This is a genomic window from Micromonospora sp. NPDC048843 (genome assembly GCF_040649965.1).
Classification (GTDB): domain Bacteria; phylum Actinomycetota; class Actinomycetes; order Mycobacteriales; family Micromonosporaceae; genus Micromonospora; species Micromonospora hortensis.
The window spans coordinates 36,819-56,574 of sequence record NZ_JBEZGJ010000016.1; the positions used below are offsets into that span (position 1 = coordinate 36,819).

General features: G+C 72.6%; 12 protein-coding genes and 1 pseudogene. 2 read left to right on the top strand and 11 right to left on the bottom strand.

The features are described 5' to 3' along the window. Positions 1 to 33: 33 nt before the first annotated feature. Entirely contained in the window at positions 34 to 2,730 is a 2,697-nt protein-coding gene (locus AB0C20_RS06445; protein WP_357567522.1) for a hypothetical protein, read from the bottom strand. 145 nt (positions 2,731 to 2,875) lie between these two features. Between AB0C20_RS06445 and AB0C20_RS06450 the strand changes: the two genes are divergently transcribed. Beyond that, the gene (locus AB0C20_RS06450) at positions 2,876 to 4,408 is read left to right on the top strand and encodes a M1 family metallopeptidase (protein WP_357190059.1); all 1,533 of its coding nucleotides are present in this window, start codon (positions 2,876 to 2,878) and stop codon (positions 4,406 to 4,408) included. A 134-nt stretch (positions 4,409 to 4,542) separates the two neighbouring features. On the opposite strand, the gene AB0C20_RS06455 is transcribed toward AB0C20_RS06450, so the two are convergent. From AB0C20_RS06455 to gltB, 4 genes are all read right to left on the bottom strand, one after another. After that, positions 4,543 to 5,064, bottom strand: a complete 522-nt coding sequence (locus AB0C20_RS06455) for a hypothetical protein (RefSeq protein WP_357567523.1) — start codon at positions 5,062 to 5,064, stop codon at positions 4,543 to 4,545. A gap of 69 nt (positions 5,065 to 5,133) precedes the next feature. Continuing rightward, positions 5,134 to 6,531 (bottom strand): MFS transporter, encoded by a 1,398-nt coding sequence (locus AB0C20_RS06460; RefSeq protein WP_357190055.1) that lies wholly within the window; start codon positions 6,529 to 6,531, stop codon positions 5,134 to 5,136. Positions 6,532 to 6,705: 174 nt separating this feature from the next. Then, positions 6,706 to 8,241 carry a glutamate synthase subunit beta gene (locus AB0C20_RS06465; protein ID WP_357190053.1) on the bottom strand — a complete coding sequence of 512 codons (1,536 nt, stop codon included), beginning with the start codon at positions 8,239 to 8,241 and terminating at the stop codon, positions 6,706 to 6,708. Further along, on the bottom strand, positions 8,234 to 12,946 hold the full coding sequence (gene gltB, locus AB0C20_RS06470; RefSeq protein ID WP_357567524.1) for a glutamate synthase large subunit: 4,713 nt from the start codon (positions 12,944 to 12,946) through the stop codon (positions 8,234 to 8,236). Before gltB ends, AB0C20_RS06465 begins: the two co-directional genes overlap by 8 nt. A 144-nt stretch (positions 12,947 to 13,090) precedes the next feature. Between gltB and AB0C20_RS06475 the strand changes: the two are divergent. Beyond that, positions 13,091 to 13,522 (top strand): annotated as a pseudogene (locus tag AB0C20_RS06475) (GNAT family N-acetyltransferase); the annotation flags it as partial. Between the two features lie 97 nt (positions 13,523 to 13,619). On the opposite strand, the gene ricT reads toward AB0C20_RS06475, so the two are convergent. From ricT to tmk, 6 genes are all read right to left on the bottom strand, one after another. Beyond that, positions 13,620 to 14,459, bottom strand: coding sequence for a regulatory iron-sulfur-containing complex subunit RicT (gene ricT / locus AB0C20_RS06480; protein WP_238684762.1), 840 nt, complete (start codon positions 14,457 to 14,459; stop codon positions 13,620 to 13,622). A 363-nt stretch (positions 14,460 to 14,822) separates the two neighbouring features. After that, positions 14,823 to 15,503 carry a hypothetical protein gene (locus AB0C20_RS06485; protein WP_328651296.1) on the bottom strand — a complete coding sequence of 227 codons (681 nt, stop codon included), beginning with the start codon at positions 15,501 to 15,503 and terminating at the stop codon, positions 14,823 to 14,825. Beyond that, positions 15,503 to 15,808 (bottom strand): hypothetical protein, encoded by a 306-nt coding sequence (locus AB0C20_RS06490; RefSeq protein ID WP_357188900.1) that lies wholly within the window; start codon positions 15,806 to 15,808, stop codon positions 15,503 to 15,505. The genes AB0C20_RS06485 and AB0C20_RS06490 overlap by 1 nt, the downstream gene beginning before the upstream one ends. A gap of 1 nt (position 15,809) precedes the next feature. Further along, positions 15,810 to 16,139, bottom strand: coding sequence for a YbaB/EbfC family nucleoid-associated protein (locus tag AB0C20_RS06495; RefSeq protein ID WP_007454690.1), 330 nt, complete (start codon positions 16,137 to 16,139; stop codon positions 15,810 to 15,812). A 122-nt stretch (positions 16,140 to 16,261) separates the two neighbouring features. Next, positions 16,262 to 17,524, bottom strand: coding sequence for a DNA polymerase III subunit delta' (locus AB0C20_RS06500; RefSeq protein ID WP_357567525.1), 1,263 nt, complete (start codon positions 17,522 to 17,524; stop codon positions 16,262 to 16,264). After that, positions 17,524 to 19,623 (bottom strand): dTMP kinase, encoded by a 2,100-nt coding sequence (gene tmk / locus AB0C20_RS06505; protein WP_357188926.1) that lies wholly within the window; start codon positions 19,621 to 19,623, stop codon positions 17,524 to 17,526. Before tmk ends, AB0C20_RS06500 begins: the two co-directional genes overlap by 1 nt. Positions 19,624 to 19,756 lie beyond the last annotated feature (133 nt).

Here is a 19,756-nt window from a genome sequence, read left to right on the forward strand (position 1 = left end):
ACAGTCCTGCGAGGACGTGTCACGCGGGACCGGTCAGGCGGGGCCGCACGCCGCCGGGCCGGAGGCGTCGGCGGCCCCGCAGCGGAACACCTCCACCGGCGCCCTCGCCACGTCGGGCACCTGCTCCACACGCATCAGGGCCAGCCGCTTGTCGACCGGCTCCCCCGAGTCGGGCGTGAACCGGATCAGCCCGGCCACGCCCGGGTAGCCCTGCCCGGCGTTCTGCCGGAGCACCTCCGCGTGCACGCCCACCGGGTTCACCGAATCCGGCTTCCAGCGTTGCCGGGGGTCGGCGTGGTGCAGCCGGGCGGCGAGGCTCTCCACCGCCCGGACCAGCATCATCGACGCGTCGTAGGCGAGGCTGACCCGCTCGCCGACCTGCTCCTCGGAGCCGGGCCGGCAGCGCGGCGGGTCGAGCAGGTCGTCGGCCTGGATCCAGGACAGGAAGCTGGCCCGGGCGTCGTCGTCGCGCCGGTCCTGGGCGGCCCGCAGCGCAGCGCAGGTGGCCAGGGCCGCCTTGGAGACGTACGTGACGGGCAGGTTGCCGGGTGCTGCGGCGCGCAGCCCCGGGTTGGCCATGTACCGGTTGGCCGAGTCGTCGGCGACGAGGTGTCGGGGCGGGTTGCCGCCGCACTCGCGCAACGCCCGCAGGAAACCGTCGAACTCCGACCACCGACCCGCGTAGAAGAGCATCCCGGTGTAGCCGCACTCGTCGGTCAGCCGCTGCCCGGTGCGCCACGCGTCGAGGCGGGTGAGCCGGGGGCCGAACTGTTGTCGGAGCCCGTCGACGAGGGTGCCCACGTAGAGGTCCTCGGTGAGAGTGCTGCCCTCCAGAGTGGTGTAGAAGACGTGCGCCTCGTCGACCTTCAGCACCTGCTTGGCGTACGCGTCGACCAGCTTCACCTGGTCCTTGTTCGGTGCGGAGATCTGGAGGTAGAGGCGGGAGTTGGCGTCCATCTTGTCGGCGGAGAGGGTGGGCGCCAGCACCGGCAGCCCGACCTGGTTCAGCTCGCGCAGCGCGCGGGCGGTGCTGGTGCGGCTCTCCACCAGCCCGACCACGCCGAGCACCGTGGGGTCGTCCCGGGCCAGCTCGGCCAGCATCGCCACCGCCCGGTCGGCGTAGATCATCTGGCGGCCACCGTTGGCCACCACGATCCGCAGCAGCGCGGCGCCGTTGGCGCCGGCCGACTCCTTCAGCAAGGCGTACTGGGCGGTGGCCATGCCTTCGAGTTCCTCGCGCTCGGAGACGTACGACTCCTCGTCCGCGCGGGTCAGATTGCCGGTCAGGGTGCCCAGGTAGACCAGGGTGAGGAAGGGCCGTCGTCGGTCGCTGCGCTGCCAGACCTCCTCGGCGGCGCGGTTCTGCGCGAAGATGCGCTTCTGGACTGTGCGCAGCCGGTCCTGGCCGGGGTCGTTGTTGAACACCTGCGAGGCGCTGTCGCTGTAGCCGACACACTCGCCTTTGCCGACCACCTCGACCGAGACCTGGCCGGTGAGCGAGGGGTGACAGCCCGGTCCCCACCGGCTGGCCACCCACAGGCCGAGCACCGCCACCAGCACCAGGCAGAGCGCCGTCGGCAGGAAGCGTCGCGACCACCACGGCGGGTCGGGCGCGGAGAAGGGGCGCACCCCGGCACGGGAGGGTGGGCCGGTGTCGGTGTCGTCGGGGCGCAGCGCCACGAGCCAGGCGGCCGGGCGGCGCAGGCGGCGCATCTCCGGCAGCGCCTCGACCCACTCGTCGAATGCCTCGTCGGCTTCGGTCAACGGGTGCGGCTCGGGCAGTTCCGGCGGGGGCCGCCCACCGGACGCGATGACGAGCAGCGGGTCGTTGCGGCCGGTCTCGGTACGGACGTCGCCGATCAGTCGGACCAGGTCCCCGCCGACGTTGCCGGGGGCGACGTGGTCGATCAGCAGAGCCGGGTACGCGGTGCGCCGCCAGTCCGACGGGCGCCACGGCCGACGCCGGTACGCCTGCCGCAGGTCCTCCAGGAACGCGTGCAGCAGCAGCTTGTTGACCTGGTCGGGTTGCTCCCCGTCGCGCCAGCCCGCGGTGAGGCGCTCGGCGAAGCCGAGGAAGGTGACCGACTGCCGGGGCGCCAGGTACTGCTGACGCATGAACCAGTTGTAGTGCCGCCCGAGCACCGGCACCCGACCGGAGACGGCAGCCCGGAAGACCACCCCCGGCACGGCCCGACGGACCAGCCAGAGCAGCACCTGGGAGACGATGCTGACCGCGTCGCCGCCGGAGGGCAACGCCTCCGGCGTGCGCGGGCCCCTGCGGTCGCGCAGGCGGCGGACCAGGGCGGCGCGGCTGTCGTCGGCGTCGACGCCCAGGCTGAGGCTCTGCTGCATCAGCCAGTCGGCGAGCGGATAGTGCCGGAAGCGCAGCCGGGCGGCGCCGAAGGCCTCCAGGGAGAGCTGCCGGTGCAGCTCGCGCAGCAGCGCCGGCACGTCCCCGGCGCCGGGCGGCGCGTCGGCGTCCAGCACGGCGTGCGGGACCCGCCGCCGTGGGCCCTGGCCGAGGAACCGGCGCAGCGGCACCATCAGATCCGCGGTGTCGGAGCGGACCAGCCACAGCAGCGGCAGCCGGCGATCGCCGCGACGGGGTCGCCGCAGCAGCCGGGCGAGCAGCGCGAACAACTCCAGGCCGCCGGCCGGCAGCCGTTCCCGGCCCGCTGTCGACTGCCGTTGGCCGATCAACTCCCGATTGGGTAACTCCGAGCGTCGCACGTGTCACCTCCGATCAACACAGTGTGACCTTGCGGTGCAAGGGACGCCAGAGCGCGACGACCGCCGATGGGTGTGGCAGGCCGACGACGTTCACAGTTGTCGATTAGGTTGGCCTGGCGAACACCCGATGGAGGGAGTCCACCCCGTGCGACGAGTCCTCACGGCGGCCACCACCGCCCTGACCCTCACCACCGCCGGCACCATGCTCGCCGGCACCCCCGGCCAGGCCGCCCCGACGGGCTGGGGCCGTCCGGTCGTCTCGGCCGCGCCGCAACCCGGCGCGCCCGGACTGGGCGACAGTTACTTCCCCGACTACGGCAACGGCGGCTACGACGTCGAGCACTACGACGTCCGGCTGCGCTACGAACCGGCCACCGACCTGCTCACCGGCACCACCACCATCCTCGCCACCGCCACCGCGGACCTTTCGACGTTCAATCTGGACTTCCTGCTCGACGTCGAGTCGGTTCGGGTCAACGGTTGGGCGGCGAGCACCAGCACCGCTGGTGCGCACGAGTTGGTGGTCACCCCGGCCCGCACTGTGACCCGGGGCCAGCAGCTCACCATCGTCGTGCGCTACTCCGGTGTCCCGTCGGAGGCCCTGGTCAACGGCTACACCGGCTGGACGCGTACCGACGACGGCGCCCTCGCCGTCAACGAGCCCGAGTCCGCGTGGTGGTGGTTCCCGAGCAACGACCACCCGCTGGACAAGGCGACCTACGACATCTCGGTGTCGGTGCCCACCGGCGTCGAGGTGATCAGCAACGGCGTGCAGCCGAGCCCGCCGCTGGCCGAGGCCGGCAACCGCACCCGGTGGATCTGGCGGACCACCTCCCCCACCGCCACCTACCTGGCGTTCATGGCCATCGGCCAGTACGACATAGTCACCGACACCGCCCCGAGCGGCCAGCCGGTGATCAACGCGTACAGCACCTCGCTGGGGGCCCTCGGGCCGGCCGCGCGGGCCAGCATCGAGCGGACCGCCGAGATCGTCGACTGGGGGAGCGGGATCTTCGGCCCGTACCCGTTCGAGGCGCAGGGCGGCGTGGCCGGGCCGATCGACGGCATCAGCTTCGCGCTGGAGACGCAGACCCGCCCGGTGTACGGGCCGGGCTTCTGGCGACGCGGCGCCAACACCTACGTGGTGACGCACGAGCTGGCCCACCAGTGGTTCGGCGACTCGGTCTCGGTGGCCGACTGGCGCAACATCTGGCTCAACGAGGGCTTCGCCTCGTACGCCGAGTGGCTCTGGTCGGAGGAGCAGGGCGAGGGCACCGCCCAGGAGGTCTTCGACTTCACCTACGCCAGTTACCCGGCCGACGACGGGTTCTGGCAGGTGCTGCCCGGCGCCCCGGGTGCCGCTCGGATCTTCGACAACGCCGTCTACGACCGGGGTGCGATGACCCTGCACCAGTTGCGGCTGGCCGTCGGCGACGACGCGTTCTTCGAGATCCTGCCGACCTGGACCGCCGAGCGCCGCTACGGCAACGGCACCATCGAGCAGTTCCAGGCACTGGCCGAGCAAATCTCCGGGCTGGACCTGGACGACCTGTTCACCACCTGGCTGTTCACCGCCGGCCGGCCCGACGTGGCGAGCGCCGCCCGTAAGGCCGCCCCGCCGACCGAGCCGAAGTCCTGGGCCAAGATCCGCGAGTCGCACCACCTGATGTCGCACTAGCCCCACGCCCGCGTCGATCATGGAGTTGTGGTGCCTCACAGACCGGGCACCGGTGGGCATTCCGCCCACCACAACTCCATGATCGACGCGGCGGGGGTGCGGCAGCTCGTCCGACGGTGCTGGCGGGTGGGGTTCTACGGGGTTTGGGCCGGCCGGGCGTTTGTCGCCTCGGTCGTGCTCGCCTCGACGGCGCGGATGTGCCGGTACGCGAACCAGAGCGGCGGGAACGCCCCGACCGCGAAGGACAGGTCGACGACCGTCCAGAACCAGGGGATGTCCCGGATCGGGCCGCAGATCAGGGCCAGCGGAACGATGCCGGCACAGGCGATCATGCCGACCTGCACCACCCAGACGTTGCGCACCGGGTCGCGCAGTGGCCCCCAGAAGGCCACCGCCAGCACCAGGTGGGCGAAGGCCAACCAGTCGGTGCCGTAGAGCAGGAACGGGTAGTCCTCGCCGGCCGTCACGAGCCCGGTGTGCACCCGCTCTATCCAGGCGACCAGAGCGGGCAGTTGACCGGCGAGCGGATCCAGTACGCGCAGCAGCCAGCGCACCTCGATCTCCAGCGGGAAGGCTGTGACACCACTCAGGAAGAGCCCGATCAGCACGATCCACAGCCATCGGCGGGTTCGCCGTAGCCGCTCCTCTATGTCCATGATCGCAGCGTAACGATGATCTTCGTGTCGCCCTGTCCCGGAAGCGGGCCGCTGGGGGTGACCGCTGTCTCAGCGGTTCGCGACCGGCCCGGCGGTGACCAACTCCCGGAGCCGAACTCCGCCCGACCGCATCGCCCCGGCTTCGGCGGGCGCGATGACGCAGACCGCACCGGCGGGCCGGACCATGCGGGCGGCCCGGAACGCCGCTCGTCGTACCGGATGGCGGGGCCGCGGAACGACGAGCGCGAGGGTCGCGGCGCGGCCACGCTGCCGATCCAGGGCGACGCCGGCCGCCGTCGTGGCGATCGCCGCTGCGGCTCCGGCGAGGACGAGCGTCTGCCGGGGCCCGGCGTGTTCGGCGAGCCAGCCGAGCAGCGGGGCGCCGACCGCGGCGGAGACCGAGCCGGTGACCGCCAGGGCGGCGAGCACCCGGCCCCGCATCGCGCCGTCGGTGTCGAGCTGGGCGCGGGTGCCCACTGTGGTGTCGATGACCACCGCGGCGGCGGCGATCGGCAGGATCACCGCGGCGAAGCTCCAGGTGCCCGGTGCGAGGCCGGCGACGATCTGCAACCCGCTGGCGAGCAGGCCCGCGACGACGAGCGTCCGGTAGCCCAGGGAACGCCGGCGGGCCGCGACGAGCGCGCCCACCACAGTGCCGACCGCGAACACCGTCGACAGCAGGCCGTACCCGGAGGCGCCGGCGTTCAGTGGCCCGTCGCTCATCGCGGCCATTGTCACCTGGTAGTTGCGGCCCAGGCTGCCGAGCACGAACGACAGGGCGAGCGCGAGGAGCAGCACCGGCTGCCCACGCAGGTAGGCGAACCCGGCGCGGACACCGCCCCGTGCCCGGCCGGCGTCCAGGGCCGAGAGGCCGGGCACGGCTCCCGGGCGTACGGCGAACAGCGCCACCACCACTGCGGCGAAGCTGGCCGCGTTGATGCCGAACAGCAGGGCGGGTCCGACGGCGGCCACCACCACGGCACCGAGGCTCATGCCGAGGATGCGGCCGGCGGAGTTGGTGAGCGAGCCGAGCGCCAGCGCGTTGCCCAGCGTCTCCCGGTCGACGAGGCTGGCGGCCCAGCGCCCCATCACCGGCCCTTCGATCGCCGAGACGGCACCGGTGGCCAGCGAGATCGCGAAGATCAGCGGCAGGCCGCCGACCCCGGTCACTGCGACCGCCGCCAGTCCGGCGGCGAGCACCGCGTGGGCGCCCTGGGCGGCGATCAGCAACGGGCGGGCGGGCAGCCGGTCGGCCAGCACGCCGCCCCAGACGCTGAGCAGCAGCGTGGGCGCCGCCTGGAGCAGCACGGCGAAGCCCATTGACGTCGCCGAGCCGGTCTCCTTCAGGACGTACCAGTTGACCCCGAGGACCTGCATCCAGGTGCCGATGACGGAGACGAAGCCGGCGAGCGCCCAGATCCGGTAGTTGCGGTGGCGCAACGCGGCGAAGGTGGCACCTCTGGCCACGACGGACCTCCAGCGATCGGCAGCATGATCATTCACACCGATCGCGGCGCGGTTCGGCAGCCGACAAGTCTTGCCGGCTTAAACCTTTTTGCCCACCTTTGTGAGCGGCTTCACCAGCGGGAATGCCCGGCCGGTGCGGTGGCGGACCTGCCGCACCGACCGGGCGCCCGTACCTCAGCGAGCGGCGAGAGCCTGCGCGGCCGGGCCCACCGGGGCCGGCAACGCACCAACACCGCCCAGATAGCCGTGGATGGCGGCGGCGACCGCCCGCCCCTCGGCGATGGCCCAGACGATCAACGAAGCGCCCCGGTGCATGTCACCGGCCACGAACACCCCGTCGGCGTCGGTCTGCCAGTCGTCGCCGGCGTCGATGGCGCCCCGAGGGTTTCGGGCCACGCCGAACTGCGCCAGCAGCGGCTGCTGCTCGGTGCCCTCGAAACCGATCGCCAGCAGCACCAGGTCGGCCGGCAACTCCCGCTCGGAGCCCGGCACCACAGTGACGACCCGCCGGCCGTCGCGCTTCTCCACTGTCACCTCGGCGATCCGCACCGCCCGCACCTGACCGGTGCCGTCGTCCACGAACTCCTGCACCGCCACGGCGAAGACCCGCTCGCCACCCTCCTCGTGCGCCGGGTAGCTGCGCAGCACCCACGGCCAGGTCGGCCACGGGTCCCGTGCCTCGTCGCGCTCCTGCGGCGGCTGCGGGTACAGGTCGAGCTGGTGCACGCCCGCGGCGCCCTGGCGGTGCGCGACGCCGAGACAGTCGGCCGCCGTGTCACCGCCACCGATGATCACCACGTGCTTGCCGGCCGCGTCGATAGGGGTGCCGTCCGGCAACACCGCCCGCGCCAGCCGACGCTCGGCGGTGGCCACCACGCCGGCCTGGTCGGTGGCCGCCGTGGCGACCGCGCGATTCGCCGCGACCAGGTGCGCCATCGCCTGGTGTACGCCCCGAAGCGCCCGCCCCGGGGTCTCCGGCGTGTCCCTGCCCTGCAACGCCCCACAGGCCAGCAGCACCGCGTCGTGCTCGGCACGCAACTGCTCGGCGGTCACGTCCACCCCGACGTTCACGCCGGTACGGAAGCGCACCCCCTCGGCGGTGAGCTGGGCCAGCCGGGCATCGATGTGCCGCTTCTCCAACTTGAAGTCGGGAATGCCGTACCGGAGCAGACCACCGATCGCGTCGTCGCGTTCGTACACAGTCACCGCGTGACCGGCGCGGGCCAACTGCTGGGCGGCGGCGAGGCCGGCGGGCCCGGAGCCGACGACGGCGACCGACCGGCCCGACGGCGCCGGCACCGGACGGGGGGTGAACCCGCGCGCCGCGGCGGCGTCGGCGATTTCCACCTCGACCTGCTTGATGGTCACCGGTTGACCGCCGGAGATGCCGAGCACGCAGGCCGCCTCGCAGGGCGCGGGGCAGAGCCGACCGGTGAACTCCGGGAAGTTGTTCGTGGCGTGCAGCGACTCCGCGGCGGCGTCCCAGTTGCCGGTGCGCACCAGGTCGTTCCAGTCCGGGATGCGGTTGCCCAGCGGGCAGCCGTCGTGGCAGAACGGGATGCCGCAGTCCATGCATCGGGTGGCCTGCTCACGGACCAGTTCCTCACCGGCCGGCGGGTACACCTCCCGCCAGTCGCTGATCCGCACCGGCACCGGGCGGCGGGCCGGCAGCCGCCGGTCGTAGCGCAGGAAACCGTTCGGGTCAGGCACGTGCCACCTCCTGGGCAGCCACCCGCGGGGCGGGCGGCACCGGCATCGCCGGCACAGCGGGCGCGGTCAGTTCTGTCATGACCGCGTCGTCGACGTCGCGGCCGGCTGCTTCGGCGGCCCGCATGATCTCCAGCACCCGGCGGTAGTCGCGGGGTACCACGGCGGTGAACTCGGCCACCGCCTCCGGCCATCGCTTGAGCAGCTCCTCGGCGACCGCCGACCCGGTCTCGGCCACGTGTCGTTGGACCAACTCGTGCAGGAGCGACTGCTCCTGCTCGCCCAGCGGCAACAGGTCGACCAGCTCCGCGTTGACCCGGGCCTGATCCAGGTGGTGCACGAACGCCGTGCCGCCGGACATGCCCGCCGCGAAGTTCCGGCCGGTCGCGCCCAGCACCACCACGGTGCCGCCGGTCATGTACTCGCAGCCATGGTCTCCGACGCCCTCGACCACTGCGGTAGCGCCGGAGTTGCGCACCGCGAACCGCTCCCCCACCCGGCCGCGCAGGAAGACCTCGCCCGCCGTGGCCCCGTACAGGATGGTGTTGCCGGCGATGATCTGATCCTCGGCCCGCTGCCCCGGCTCGGCGTCCGGGTCGAGGAACGGCGCGGCGGCGTCCGGACGGACGATGAGCCGACCCCCGGAGAGGCCCTTGCCGACGTAGTCGTTGGCGTCGCCGTGCAGACGCAGGGTCACCCCGCGCGGCAGGAACGCGCCGAAGGACTGCCCAGCCGTGCCGTGCAGCACGAACTCGATGGTGTCGTCGGGGAGGCCGGCACCGCCGAAGCGACGGGTCACCTCACCGCCGAGCATCGCGCCGACGCTGCGGTGCTCGTTGCGCACCGCCACCTCGACGCGCACCGGCGCCCCGTCCGCCAGAGCCGGACGGGCCAGCGCGATCAGCTCGTTGTCGAGCGCCTGATCCAGGCCGTGATCCTGCGCGCGGATCCCGCGTCGGGCCGCGCCGGCCGGCAGCTCCGGCAGGTGCAGGACGGGCGCCAGGTCCAAGCCGTGCGCCTTCCAGTGCGTCAGCGCCGGGGCCACGTCGAGCACCTCGGACTGCCCGATCGCCTCCTCGATCGACCGGAAACCCAGCTCGGCCAGGTACCCCCGGACCTCCTCGGCGAGGAAGAGGAAGAAGTTCTCCACGAACTCCGGCTTGCCGGTGAAGCGCTCCCGCAGCACCGGATTCTGCGTGGCGATGCCGACCGGGCAGGTGTCCAGGTGGCAGACCCGCATCATCACGCAGCCCTCGACGATCAGCGGCGCTGTCGCGAAGCCGAACTCCTCCGCGCCGAGCAGCGCCGCGATCAGCACGTCCCGGCCGGTCTTGAGCTGGCCGTCGACCTGCACCGTGACCCGGTCGCGCAGCTTGTTGAGCAACAACGTCTGCTGCGCCTCGGCCAACCCCAGCTCCCACGGGGTGCCGGCGTGCTTGAGCGAGTTCATCGGGGAGGCGCCCGTGCCGCCGTCGTGGCCGGAGATCAGGATGACGTCCGCCTTGAGCTTCGCCACCCCGGCGGCGACGGTGCCGACGCCGACCTCGCTGACCAACTTGACGTGCACCCGGGCCGCCGGGTTGACGCACTTCAGATCGTGCACCAGCTGGGCGAGGTCCTCGATGGAGTAGATGTCGTGGTGCGGAGGCGGCGAGATCAGACCCACGCCGGGGGTGGCGTGCCGGGTCCGGGCGATCCACGGCCACACCTTGTTGCCGGGCAGCTGACCGCCCTCACCCGGCTTGGCGCCCTGGGCCATCTTGATCTGGAGGTCGTCGGCGTTGACCAGGTATTCGCTTGTCACACCGAAACGGCCGCTGGCGATCTGCTTGACCGCCGAACGCCGGGCCGGGTCGTGCAGCCGCTCGACGTCCTCGCCACCCTCACCGGTGTTGGACTTGCCGCCGAGCCGGTTCATGGCGATGGCGAGCGTCTCGTGCGCCTCCGCCGAGATCGACCCGTACGACATGGCGCCGGTGGCGAACCGCTTGACGATCTCGGTGGCCGGCTCGACCTCCTCGATCGGCACCGCCGGACGAACTCCGGTGCGCACTGTGAACAACCCGCGCAGCGAACCGGCCTGCGCCGCGAGCGCGTCGACCTTTGCGGTGTACTGCCGGAAGACGTCGTACTGCCGGCTGCGGGTGGCGTGTTGCAGCAGGAAGACCGTCTCCGGGTTGAACAGGTGCAGCTCACCCTCGCGGCGCCACTGGTACTCGCCACCGACCTCCAACCGGTCGGAGGCGGCGGCGCCGGCCGGCGGCCAGGCCAGCGCGTGCCGGGCGGCCACCTCGGTGTGCACGCCCGCGAGACCCACCCCGCCGATGCGGCTGGGGGTGCCCCGGAAGTAGCGCTCGACCAGCCGGCTGTCCAGGCCGACCGCCTCGAAGACCTGCGCACCGCAGTACGAGGAGACCGTCGAGATGCCCATCTTGGACATGATCTTCAGGACGCCCTTGCCGAGCGCCTTCGCGTAGTTGCGCACCCCGGCGGCGGGCTCCACCCCGGCCAACGTGCCGGTGGCGATCATGTCCTCGACCGACTCGAACGCCAGGTACGGGTTCACCGCCGCCGCGCCGTAGCCGATCAGCACCGCCGCGTGGTGCACCTCCCGGCAGTCCCCGGACTCGACGATCAACGCCGCCCGCGTACGGGTCTGCTCGCGGACCAGGTGCTGGTGCACGGCGGCGGTGAGCAGCAGCGACGGGATCGGCGCCAGGTCGGCGTTGGAGTCCCGGTCGGAGAGCACCAGGATGCGCACGCCGTCCTCGATCGCCTCGGAGACGTGCCGGCAGATCTCGGTCAGCCGCGCCTTGATCCCCGCGGCGCCCTCCCGGATCCGGTACAGCCCGGAGACCCGGACGGCCTTGAAGCCGGGCAGGTCGCCGTCCTCGTCGATGGAGAGGATCTTCGCCAGCTCGTCGTTGTCGATGATCGGGTGCGGGAGCACGATCTGCCGGCAGCTCGCGGCGCCCGGGTCGAGCAGGTTGCCCTCCGGCCCGATTGTCGACGCCAGGCTGGTCACCAACTCCTCGCGGATGGCGTCCAGCGGCGGGTTGGTGACCTGGGCGAAGAGCTGGTGGAAGTAGTCGTAGAGCAGCCGCGGCCGGGTGGACAGCGGCGCGATCGGGGTGTCCGTGCCCATCGAGCCGAGCGGCTCGACGCCGGTGCGGGCCATCGGCCCGAGCAGGATCTTCAGCTCTTCCACGGTGTAGCCGAAGGTCTGCTGCCGGCGGCGCACCGAGTCGTGCGTGTAGACGGTGTGCTCGCGGGCCGGCAGGTCGTTCAGCTCGATCAGCCCGGCGTGCAGCCACTCGCCGTACGGCTGGGCGGCGGCCAACTCGGACTTGATCTCCTCGTCGTGCACGATCCGCCCGGCCACCGTGTCGACCAGGAACATCCGGCCCGGCTGGAGGCGCCCCTTGGCGACCACGTGGGCCGGGTCGAGGTCGAGGACACCCGCCTCGGAGCCGAGCACCACGAGCCCGTCGTCGGTCTGCCACCAGCGCCCCGGGCGCAGCCCGTTGCGGTCCAGCACCGCGCCGACGATCTCGCCGTCGGTGAAGGCCACCGACGCCGGACCGTCCCACGGCTCCATCAGGCTGGCGTGGAAGCGGTAGAAGGCGCGTTTGGCCGGGTCCATCCCCGGGTCGTTTTCCCAGGCCTCGGGGATCATCATGAGCACCGCGTGCGGCAGGCTCCGGCCGGCCAGGTGCAGCAACTCCAGGACCTCGTCGAAGTTCGCCGAGTCGGAGGCGGCGGGGGTGCAGACCGGGAAGACCCGCCGGATGTTGCCCGGCACGTTCGGCGAGCGCAGGAGCGCCTCGCGGGCCTGCATCCAGTTGCGGTTGCCCCGGATCGTGTTGATCTCGCCGTTGTGGGCGATGAACCGGTACGGGTGCGCCAGCGGCCAGGACGGGAAGGTGTTAGTGGAGAAGCGGGAGTGCACCAGCGCGATGGCGCTGTCCACCCGCTCGTCGCGCAGGTCCGGGTAGAACGCCGGCAACTGGTCGGGCGTGAGCATGCCCTTGTAGACCATGGTGCGGCTGGACAGCGACGGGAAGTACGCCGGGACGCCGCGCTCGGCGGTCTCCCGTTCGGCCTGCTTGCGCAGGCAGAACGCCACCCGGTCCAGTTCGAGGCCGCGCAGCGGGGAGCCGGCCGGCCCGTCGGGCGTGTCGGTGAGGCGGTGCGCGGCCAGGAAGAGCTGCCGGACCCGGGGCATCGCCGCCAGGGCGGTCTCGCCCAGGTCACTCGGGTCGATCGGCACGTCCCGCCAGCCGAGCAGGTCGGCACCCTCGACCAGCGCGTACTTCTCGACCACCCGGCGGGCACGCGCCTCGGCGGCATCGTCGTCCGGGAGGAAGACCAGCCCCGTGGCGTACTCGCCCGCTGGGGGAAGCACGACGTCGGCCACCGCGCGCAGGAACGCGTCGGGCACCTGGATCATGATGCCGGCGCCGTCGCCGGTGTTCGGCTCCGCGCCACGGGCGCCCCGGTGGTCCAGCCGACAGAGCGCGCCGAGCCCATTGGCGACGACCGAGTGTGAACGCCGGCCGTGCAGGTCCGCCACGAAGGCCACGCCGCAGGCATCGTGCTCCTGCGCTGGGTCGTAGAGACCCTGGGCGGACGGACGGGGGTGGGGCGTCGGGGACGCCTGCGGGCTGTGCGGGTGCGGCTGTTCTGTGTCCGCGTACGGCTGAGCCACCGGGCCTCCTGTCGTCACTCAGGTTGGATCATGGTGGGGACGACGTCGGCCCGTGGGTCTATTGAGTCTACGTTAGGGCCGGGGTCGCACGGCCACCCGAGATTGATCACACCGTCCACTGGCTGGGACGTGTAGTCTCGCGCGGTGGATCCGCTACACAAGCACGTCTTCGACCGGTTGGAACGCTTCTACGACGCGGTGCCCCGCGACGTCGCCGGTGCGGAGGAACATGGCGCGCTGGTGCTGTTCGTCCGCGAAGGTGCCGGCTGGCCGTTCTACGCCCGCCCACGGATCGACGCCACCGAGCCGCCGTCGCTGGCCGACGTGGTCTCGGTCCGCGAGCGCCAGCGGAAGCTGGGCCTGCCAGAAGCCTTCGAATGGGTGCACGAGACGGCCCCCGAGCTGCTGGCGGTGGCCCGCTCGGCGGGGCTCAGCGTGCTGGAGGCACCGCTGATGGTGCTCGACCCGAGCGCGCTGCCCGACCCGGCGACGCTGTCCGACGCGGCGGTGCGGGTGCTGGCGGCCGACTCCCCCGGCTTCGCCGCCGACGTCGCCGCACGGCGTGCGGTGGCAAGTCATGACGGACCCGATTCCTGACGCAAACTTCTTGATCAACTGGGCTAAGCGGCGGGCGGGAGCCGGGGGGGCGGGCGGGAGGGGAACGGGCGCGGGGTTAGGGGGTGTATTGCTGGTCGTGGGCTTGGCGGGAACCGCAGACGTCGGCGCGGGAGCACATTGAGCGGGAGCCGTCCGCGTCCAGGCGTACCGTCACCGCGTCTCTCGGGACGCTGTGGCCGACGACCCGGCCGTCACCCTCGGGGGTGGAGACCCGACTGCCGACCGCCGGGGCGGTCTCCTGAAAGCGCTGGTACAGCGGGTGCTCGTACTTGAGGCAGCACATCAGTCGACCGCACGCGCCGGAGATACGCAGCGGGTTGAGCGGTAGGTCCTGGTCCTTCGCCATCCGGATGGTCACCGGCTCGAAGTCGGTGAGGAACGTGGCGCAGCACAGGTCCCGACCGCAGGAGCCGATGCCGCCCTGCACCCGCGCGGAGTCGCGTGCGGAGAGCTGGCGCAGCTCCACCCGGCAGTGCAGGGTCGCGCCCAGGTCACGGACCAGGGACCGGAAGTCCACCCGGTGCGGAGCGGTGAAGTAGACGGTGCTGCGCTCACCGCCGCTCTCGGCGGAGCCGAGCACATGGTCGACCGCCACCACCTTCATCGGCAGGCCGTGCGAGCGGATCAGCCGTTTCGCGGCGACCTTGGCCTCGGCCTTGCGCCGACGCAACGCCTCGTCCCGGCGGAGGTCGTCGTCGCCGGCCAGCCCGACCAGGCGGGGGAAGCCGTCGGTCTCCTCGGTCACCCACTGCGCGGCCCACACGCACTCCGCCACCTCGGGCCCGTCATCGGTGGGAACCAGCACCCGGTCGCCCACCTGCGGACGCAACTCGCCCGGGTCGAGGTAGTAGAGCCGCCCGTACCGGTTGAAGCTGACCGCGCAGAGCATGCCCATCCCCCCACCCTACGACGGGTCACGCCGCGAAGCGCAGCGGCCGGCTACGCCCCGCTCCCATTCATGACCGTCGACTCGACCTATTGCCGAACGTCCCGTCGTGCCGTTGCTGCTCGCCCGGACGGTTGAATCCGGGGCCGGGCAGGAGACAAGACGTGCCTCGGCGGCGTTGAGTGGAGGCAGACCTGCGGGGGTGCAGGGGGAAGACCACGGCGTCGCCGTGGGCGCCGGCTTCAGGTCAGGTGCCCGCGAGCGACGCCGTGGCCTGTCCGGGGCAACGCGATCGCAGCCAGAGGACCAAGAACCGGGGCAACGCGAGCGCAGCCAGAGGCAACACCGCCTCGGCCGCAGGGCCGGGCTCGGTTACCAGCCGACCCGGGTGGGCTGGTCGTAGCGGGGTCGGCCGTCCGTTGGCGGGCGCCACGCGGTCTCGGCCAGGCTCGGCGCCCACTGACGCAGCAGCGTCTCCGCACCGTCGTACGCGACGCAGAGCACCGCCAGCACCCGTGCGGCGATTTCGGCGGCGTCGGCCACACCGGGCCCGACCGGCCCGGGGCGCGTCGACGCACCGGTGGCGGTGGCGGCGACCACGGCGACCGCTTCGGCCGAGCGGAGCACGTCGGCCAACGTGCGGGCCAGCGCAAGACGGCTGCCCTCCACCCAGTCGGCGAGGGCGTCGGCGTAACCGGCTGTGGATTCGAGTCGCCCGACCAGGCTGTCCGGCCCCTCGTCGAGGTGGCGTAACAGCGCCGCCCGTTGTTGCCCGTACGCAGTGGCGGCCGGACCGGACCAGAGCACCGAGTCGGTGAGCGCGGCGGAGACGTCGTCGTACCCCCGGACGAGCCGGCGCACCGCGTGGCCGGCGCTGGCGAGCGGCACCGGGTGCAGGTCGAGGAAGCTGCGAACCGCGTCGCCCGGCAGCACCTGCATGCGGCGCAGCAGCGGCCAGACCCGGTGCCCCTCGGGGACGCCGGCCGCGATCAGTCTGTCCACCCGGCGAAGCAGGTCGAGGCCGGGCTCGGCGAGCCGGTCCAGCGCGTCCATCACGGTTCCCCGGTTAGCCGGCGGCGGGCCGCCCGGTCGACCTCGGCGTAGCGATCGGCGGCCTCCCGCACGGCAGCCGCGGCGGCGGCCAGTCGACCGGCAGCGGCGCGGGCCTCCCGGGCCCGATCGTCGGTGGCGGTGGTCCACTGCCGGTGCAGCGCCCGACCGATCTCGCCCGGGCGGCCCGGTGCGTCGGCGCCGAACGCGGCCTGGGCCGGATCGGTGGCGGTGACGGTGTGCGAAACGACTGTGAGCGTGGCGCTCGCCTCGTCCAGTCGGGCGGAGAGCGCGCGCAGTGTGTCCATCTCAGGCCCCCGCGAGCGGTCGGTAGGCGGCGAACGTCTCGTTGTGCAGCTTTTCCCGGGCCCATTCGGCGGCGTCGGCTGCCGCGGTGACCGCGGCCTGCACGGAACCGGCCACGTCGCGCGGACTGCGGGTGTGCAGCGGCCCGAGGAACCGGACGTCGGTGATGCGTCCACCGGCGGTGACCACCACCTCGACAAGGCCGTCCGGCGAGCGGACGGTCACCTCGACGGTCGACACCGCCTGGTCGAACTCGGCCTGGAGGGACTCGATCCGGCGGTAGCGTCGCACCGCCTCCTCGATCCAGGCTTCGTCGATCTCCCCCCGCGGCATCGGCCGACTCCTCCCGGGTGATCCATCACTCAGTGTGGTGCCACCGTCACCACGGCACAGGGACCGTACCGCACCACAATCGGGCCTGTCGATGCCTGTGGACAACGGCCGGGGAGTGCGGGTCAGCCCTTCCAGAGGGCGAGCATCATCGCCTCGACCGCGATCCTCGGCTTGACGTTCGCCTCGATCGCCGCACGGCAGGCGAGCACTGCCTCCAACCGGCGCAGCGACCCCTCGGAGTCCCACTTCTGCGCGCCGGCGCCGGCCAGGGCAGCCGTGTCGGTGTGCACCGGCGCGACGGGTGCGCGCAGCGCCATGGTGAGCGCGTCCCGGTAGAAGCCGGCGAGGTCGACCAGCGCTCGGTCGAGTGCGTCCCGCTGGGCCCGGGTGGCCCGGGACTTCTGCCGCTTCTCCAGCTCCTTGAGCTGCCCGGCAGCGCCTCGCATGGCGCTGGCCGCGCCCCGGCCGGTGCCGCCCGCGCCGAGCGCGGTCTCCAGTGCCGCACGCTCGGTCGTGTCGGCCTCGGTGACCGACGCCTCGGCCTCCGCCTCGGCCGCCTCGATCAGCGCGGACGCCGCGTCGAACGCCGCGCCGACACCTGTCAACCGGCGGGGCACCGCGAGCACCGCCTCGCGTCGTTTGCGGGCCTCCGGGTCGCGGGCCAGCCGGCGGGCCCGACCCACGTGGCCCTGCGCGGCCGCCGCCGCCCACTGCGCCACGTCGGGCGCGATGCCGTCCCGACGAACCAGCACCTCGGCCACCGCGGCTGCCGGCGGCTGCCGCAGGGGTACGACCCGGCAGCGCGACCGGATGGTCACCGAGATGTCGTCCGGGTGGGTGGACGGGGCGCAGAGCAGGAAGACCGTCCGCGGCGGGGGTTCCTCGATCGCCTTGAGCAGCGCGTTGCCGGCGGCCTCGGTGAGCCGGTCGGCGTCCTCGATGACCACCACCTGCCAGCGCCCGCCGGACGGGGTGCTGGCCGCGCGGAGCACCAGGGCGCGCATTTCGCCGACGCCGATGGAGAGCCCTTCCGGCACTACCATCCGCACGTCGGCGTTGGTGCCGCCCATCGTGGTGTGGCAGCCGGGGCACTCACCGCAGCCGGTGCCGTGCGCGCACTGGAGTGCGGCGGCGAACGCCCGTGCGGCGACCGAGCGGCCGGAGCCAGGAGGCCCGGTGAAGATCCACGCGTGCGTCATCCCGGTGGACGGGTCCACCCCGCCGGTCACTGCGTCGTCGGCAGCCTGCTCGTCACCGCTGGCCGGGCCGGCGGTGACCAACGCGGCCGCGCCAGTACGCAGCACGGCGGCCGCCGCGGCGGCGGCGCGCCGCAGCTCGACCACCGCCTCGTCCTGACCGACCAGGTCGGCGAAGACGTCCGGCATCAGGTCTTGTGCTCCATCGTCACCAGCTCCGCGTCGGATAACTCAGGCTGCACCGAGGTGTCCGGGCCCTGTGCCGGCCGCGGGTGCACGATGCCACCCGGCTTGCCGAGCATCTCCTCGACCCGCCGGACCACCTGCCCGGTGATCTCGTCGGCCGGCCGGGACGCGTCGAGCACCAGGTAGCGCTTCGGGTCGGCGGCGGCGAGGTCGAGGAACGCGTACCGGACGCGTTCGTGGAAGGCGACCGACTCGGCCTCCAGCCGGTCGGTGCCGGTGTTGCGCGAGGCCACCCGGGACAGGCCGGTGCGCGGTTCGATGTCCAGCAGCACCACCAGGTCGGGCTTGAGCCCTCCGGTGGCCCAGGAGGAGAGCCAGGAGACCTCGTCGACGGGCAGTGTCCGGCCGGCGCCCTGGTACGCCAGGGACGAGTCGACGTACCGGTCACTGATCACCACGCCGCCCCGAACCAGCGCGGGCCGGACGATTGTGGCCACGTGGTGCGCCCGGTCGGCGGCGTAGAGCAGCGCCTCGGCCCGGGGGGAGGGCGCGTCGTCGCCGGAGGTGTCCAGCACCAGCGACCGGATTCGCCGGCCGACGCCGGTGGCCCCGGGCTCGCGGGTGACCACTACCTCTCGGCCGTGACCGCGTAGCCGCTCGGAGAGCGCGGTGAGCTGGCTGGACTTTCCCGCGCCCTCGCCGCCCTCGAAGACCACGAAGAGCCCGGCGGAGACGAACGGCTCGGCGGGCATCAGCGGACGGCCTCGGATGGAGCCCCACAGGTCGGCGAGGACCGGGACACCCTTCTTGTCGTCCATCTGGCCGAACGCGCTGATCCCGGCGAAGATGCCGGCGGCACCGGCGGCGAGCAGCAGCAGTCGGGTGGAGGAGACGGAGATGCCGAGGTCGGCGATTGTCAGTTTGCGGGAGCCGCCGACACCGACCAACACGCTGCTCAGCCCGATGGCCAGGATCAGCACCAGTCGGGTGCCGATCTGCACCACCGCGAAGACCCGGCCACGCACCTCGTCGGCCACCTCGCCGCCCAGCAGCGTGGTGCCGGCCAGGAAGGCCATTCCGGCACCGGCGCCGACCAGCACCGCGCCGACGATAGCCATGGACAGGTGGATGGCGAAGGCGAGGGTCATCACAGCGGCGCTGGCCAGCACGATGCTCATGCCGAACCAGCGGCGCCGGGACATCTCCTTGACGACCATCGGGCCGAGCCCGATGCCGAGCGCCAGGCCGACGAAGATGGCACCGAAGAGCAGTGAGAACGCCGCGTCGCCAGCGCCCAGCGAGTTGGCGAAGAACTTGGCAGTGCCGACCACGATGCCGCCGCCGGCGAACGCGCCGAAGATGCCCAGCACCAGGCCGCGGACGAGCGGGGTCTGGCCGATGTACTTCCAGCCCTCGGAGAACTGCCGGAACATGCTCTGCTCGGCACGCTCGGCCTCACCGCGTTGCGCCTCGCTGATCTCCTTGATCCCGAATGCCACCACCAGCGCGGTGGCGAGCCGTGAGAAGGAGTTGATCCAGAGCGCGAGCTGGGCCGGCTCGGCCCAGGAGGGCAGGTCGCCGCCGACGGCACCACGGACGCCACGGTCGAGCACGGCAAGGCCGATGGCGGCGGCGACCGGGGTGAGGCCGTAGGTGGTGATCAGGGTGAGCTGGTTGGCCGCTTCCAGCCGGGCCCGCGGGATCAGGTTCGGGACCGCGGCCTCCTTGGCCGGGATCCAGAGCAGGGTGAGCGACTCGATCAGGAAGGTGGCGATCAGCGCCCAGCCGACCACCAGACCGCCTGCGGCGCCACTGAGGGCGTAGAGCGGAATGGAGGCGAAGAGCACGAAGCGCAGCAGGTCGCAGATGACCATCGTCCAGCGCCGGTCGAACCGGTCGGCGAAGACGCCGGCCACCGGGCCGAGCACCAGCGCGGGCAGCAGCCGGATCGCGGTGACCCCGCCGAACGCCGCGCCCTGGGCGGTGCTGCCCTGCACCTGCGAGGCGGCGAAGAGGGCGGTGGCCAGCAGGCCGAGCCAGTCACCGAAGGAGGCCGCGCCGAGCACGATCCACAGCCGGCGGAACGGCCGGATGCGCAGCACGGACCGGATTGCGGCATAACCGGACGGATCAACCTGACCGCCGTTGGGCTGCTTGGCGGCGTTGTCCGACTGGTCACCCGAGCGCGACACGCCGGGCGACTCGCCGCTGTTCTGGCTTTCGATGGCCGTACCT

Excerpts from the sequence above, each read along its gene's own strand:
- ricT (WP_238684762.1), bottom strand. The coding sequence starts at position 14,459 with ATGGGCATGCTCTGCGCGGTCAGCTTCAACCGGTACGGGCGGCTCTAC.
- AB0C20_RS06485 (WP_328651296.1), bottom strand. The coding sequence starts at position 15,503 with ATGGACGCGCTGGACCGGCTCGCCGAGCCCGGCCTCGACCTGCTTCGC.
- AB0C20_RS06490 (WP_357188900.1), bottom strand. The coding sequence starts at position 15,808 with ATGGACACACTGCGCGCGCTCTCCGCCCGACTGGACGAGGCGAGCGCC.
- AB0C20_RS06495 (WP_007454690.1), bottom strand. The coding sequence starts at position 16,139 with ATGCCGCGGGGGGAGATCGACGAAGCCTGGATCGAGGAGGCGGTGCGA.
- AB0C20_RS06500 (WP_357567525.1), bottom strand. The coding sequence starts at position 17,524 with ATGCCGGACGTCTTCGCCGACCTGGTCGGTCAGGACGAGGCGGTGGTC.
- AB0C20_RS06455 (WP_357567523.1), bottom strand. The coding sequence starts at position 5,064 with ATGGACATAGAGGAGCGGCTACGGCGAACCCGCCGATGGCTGTGGATC.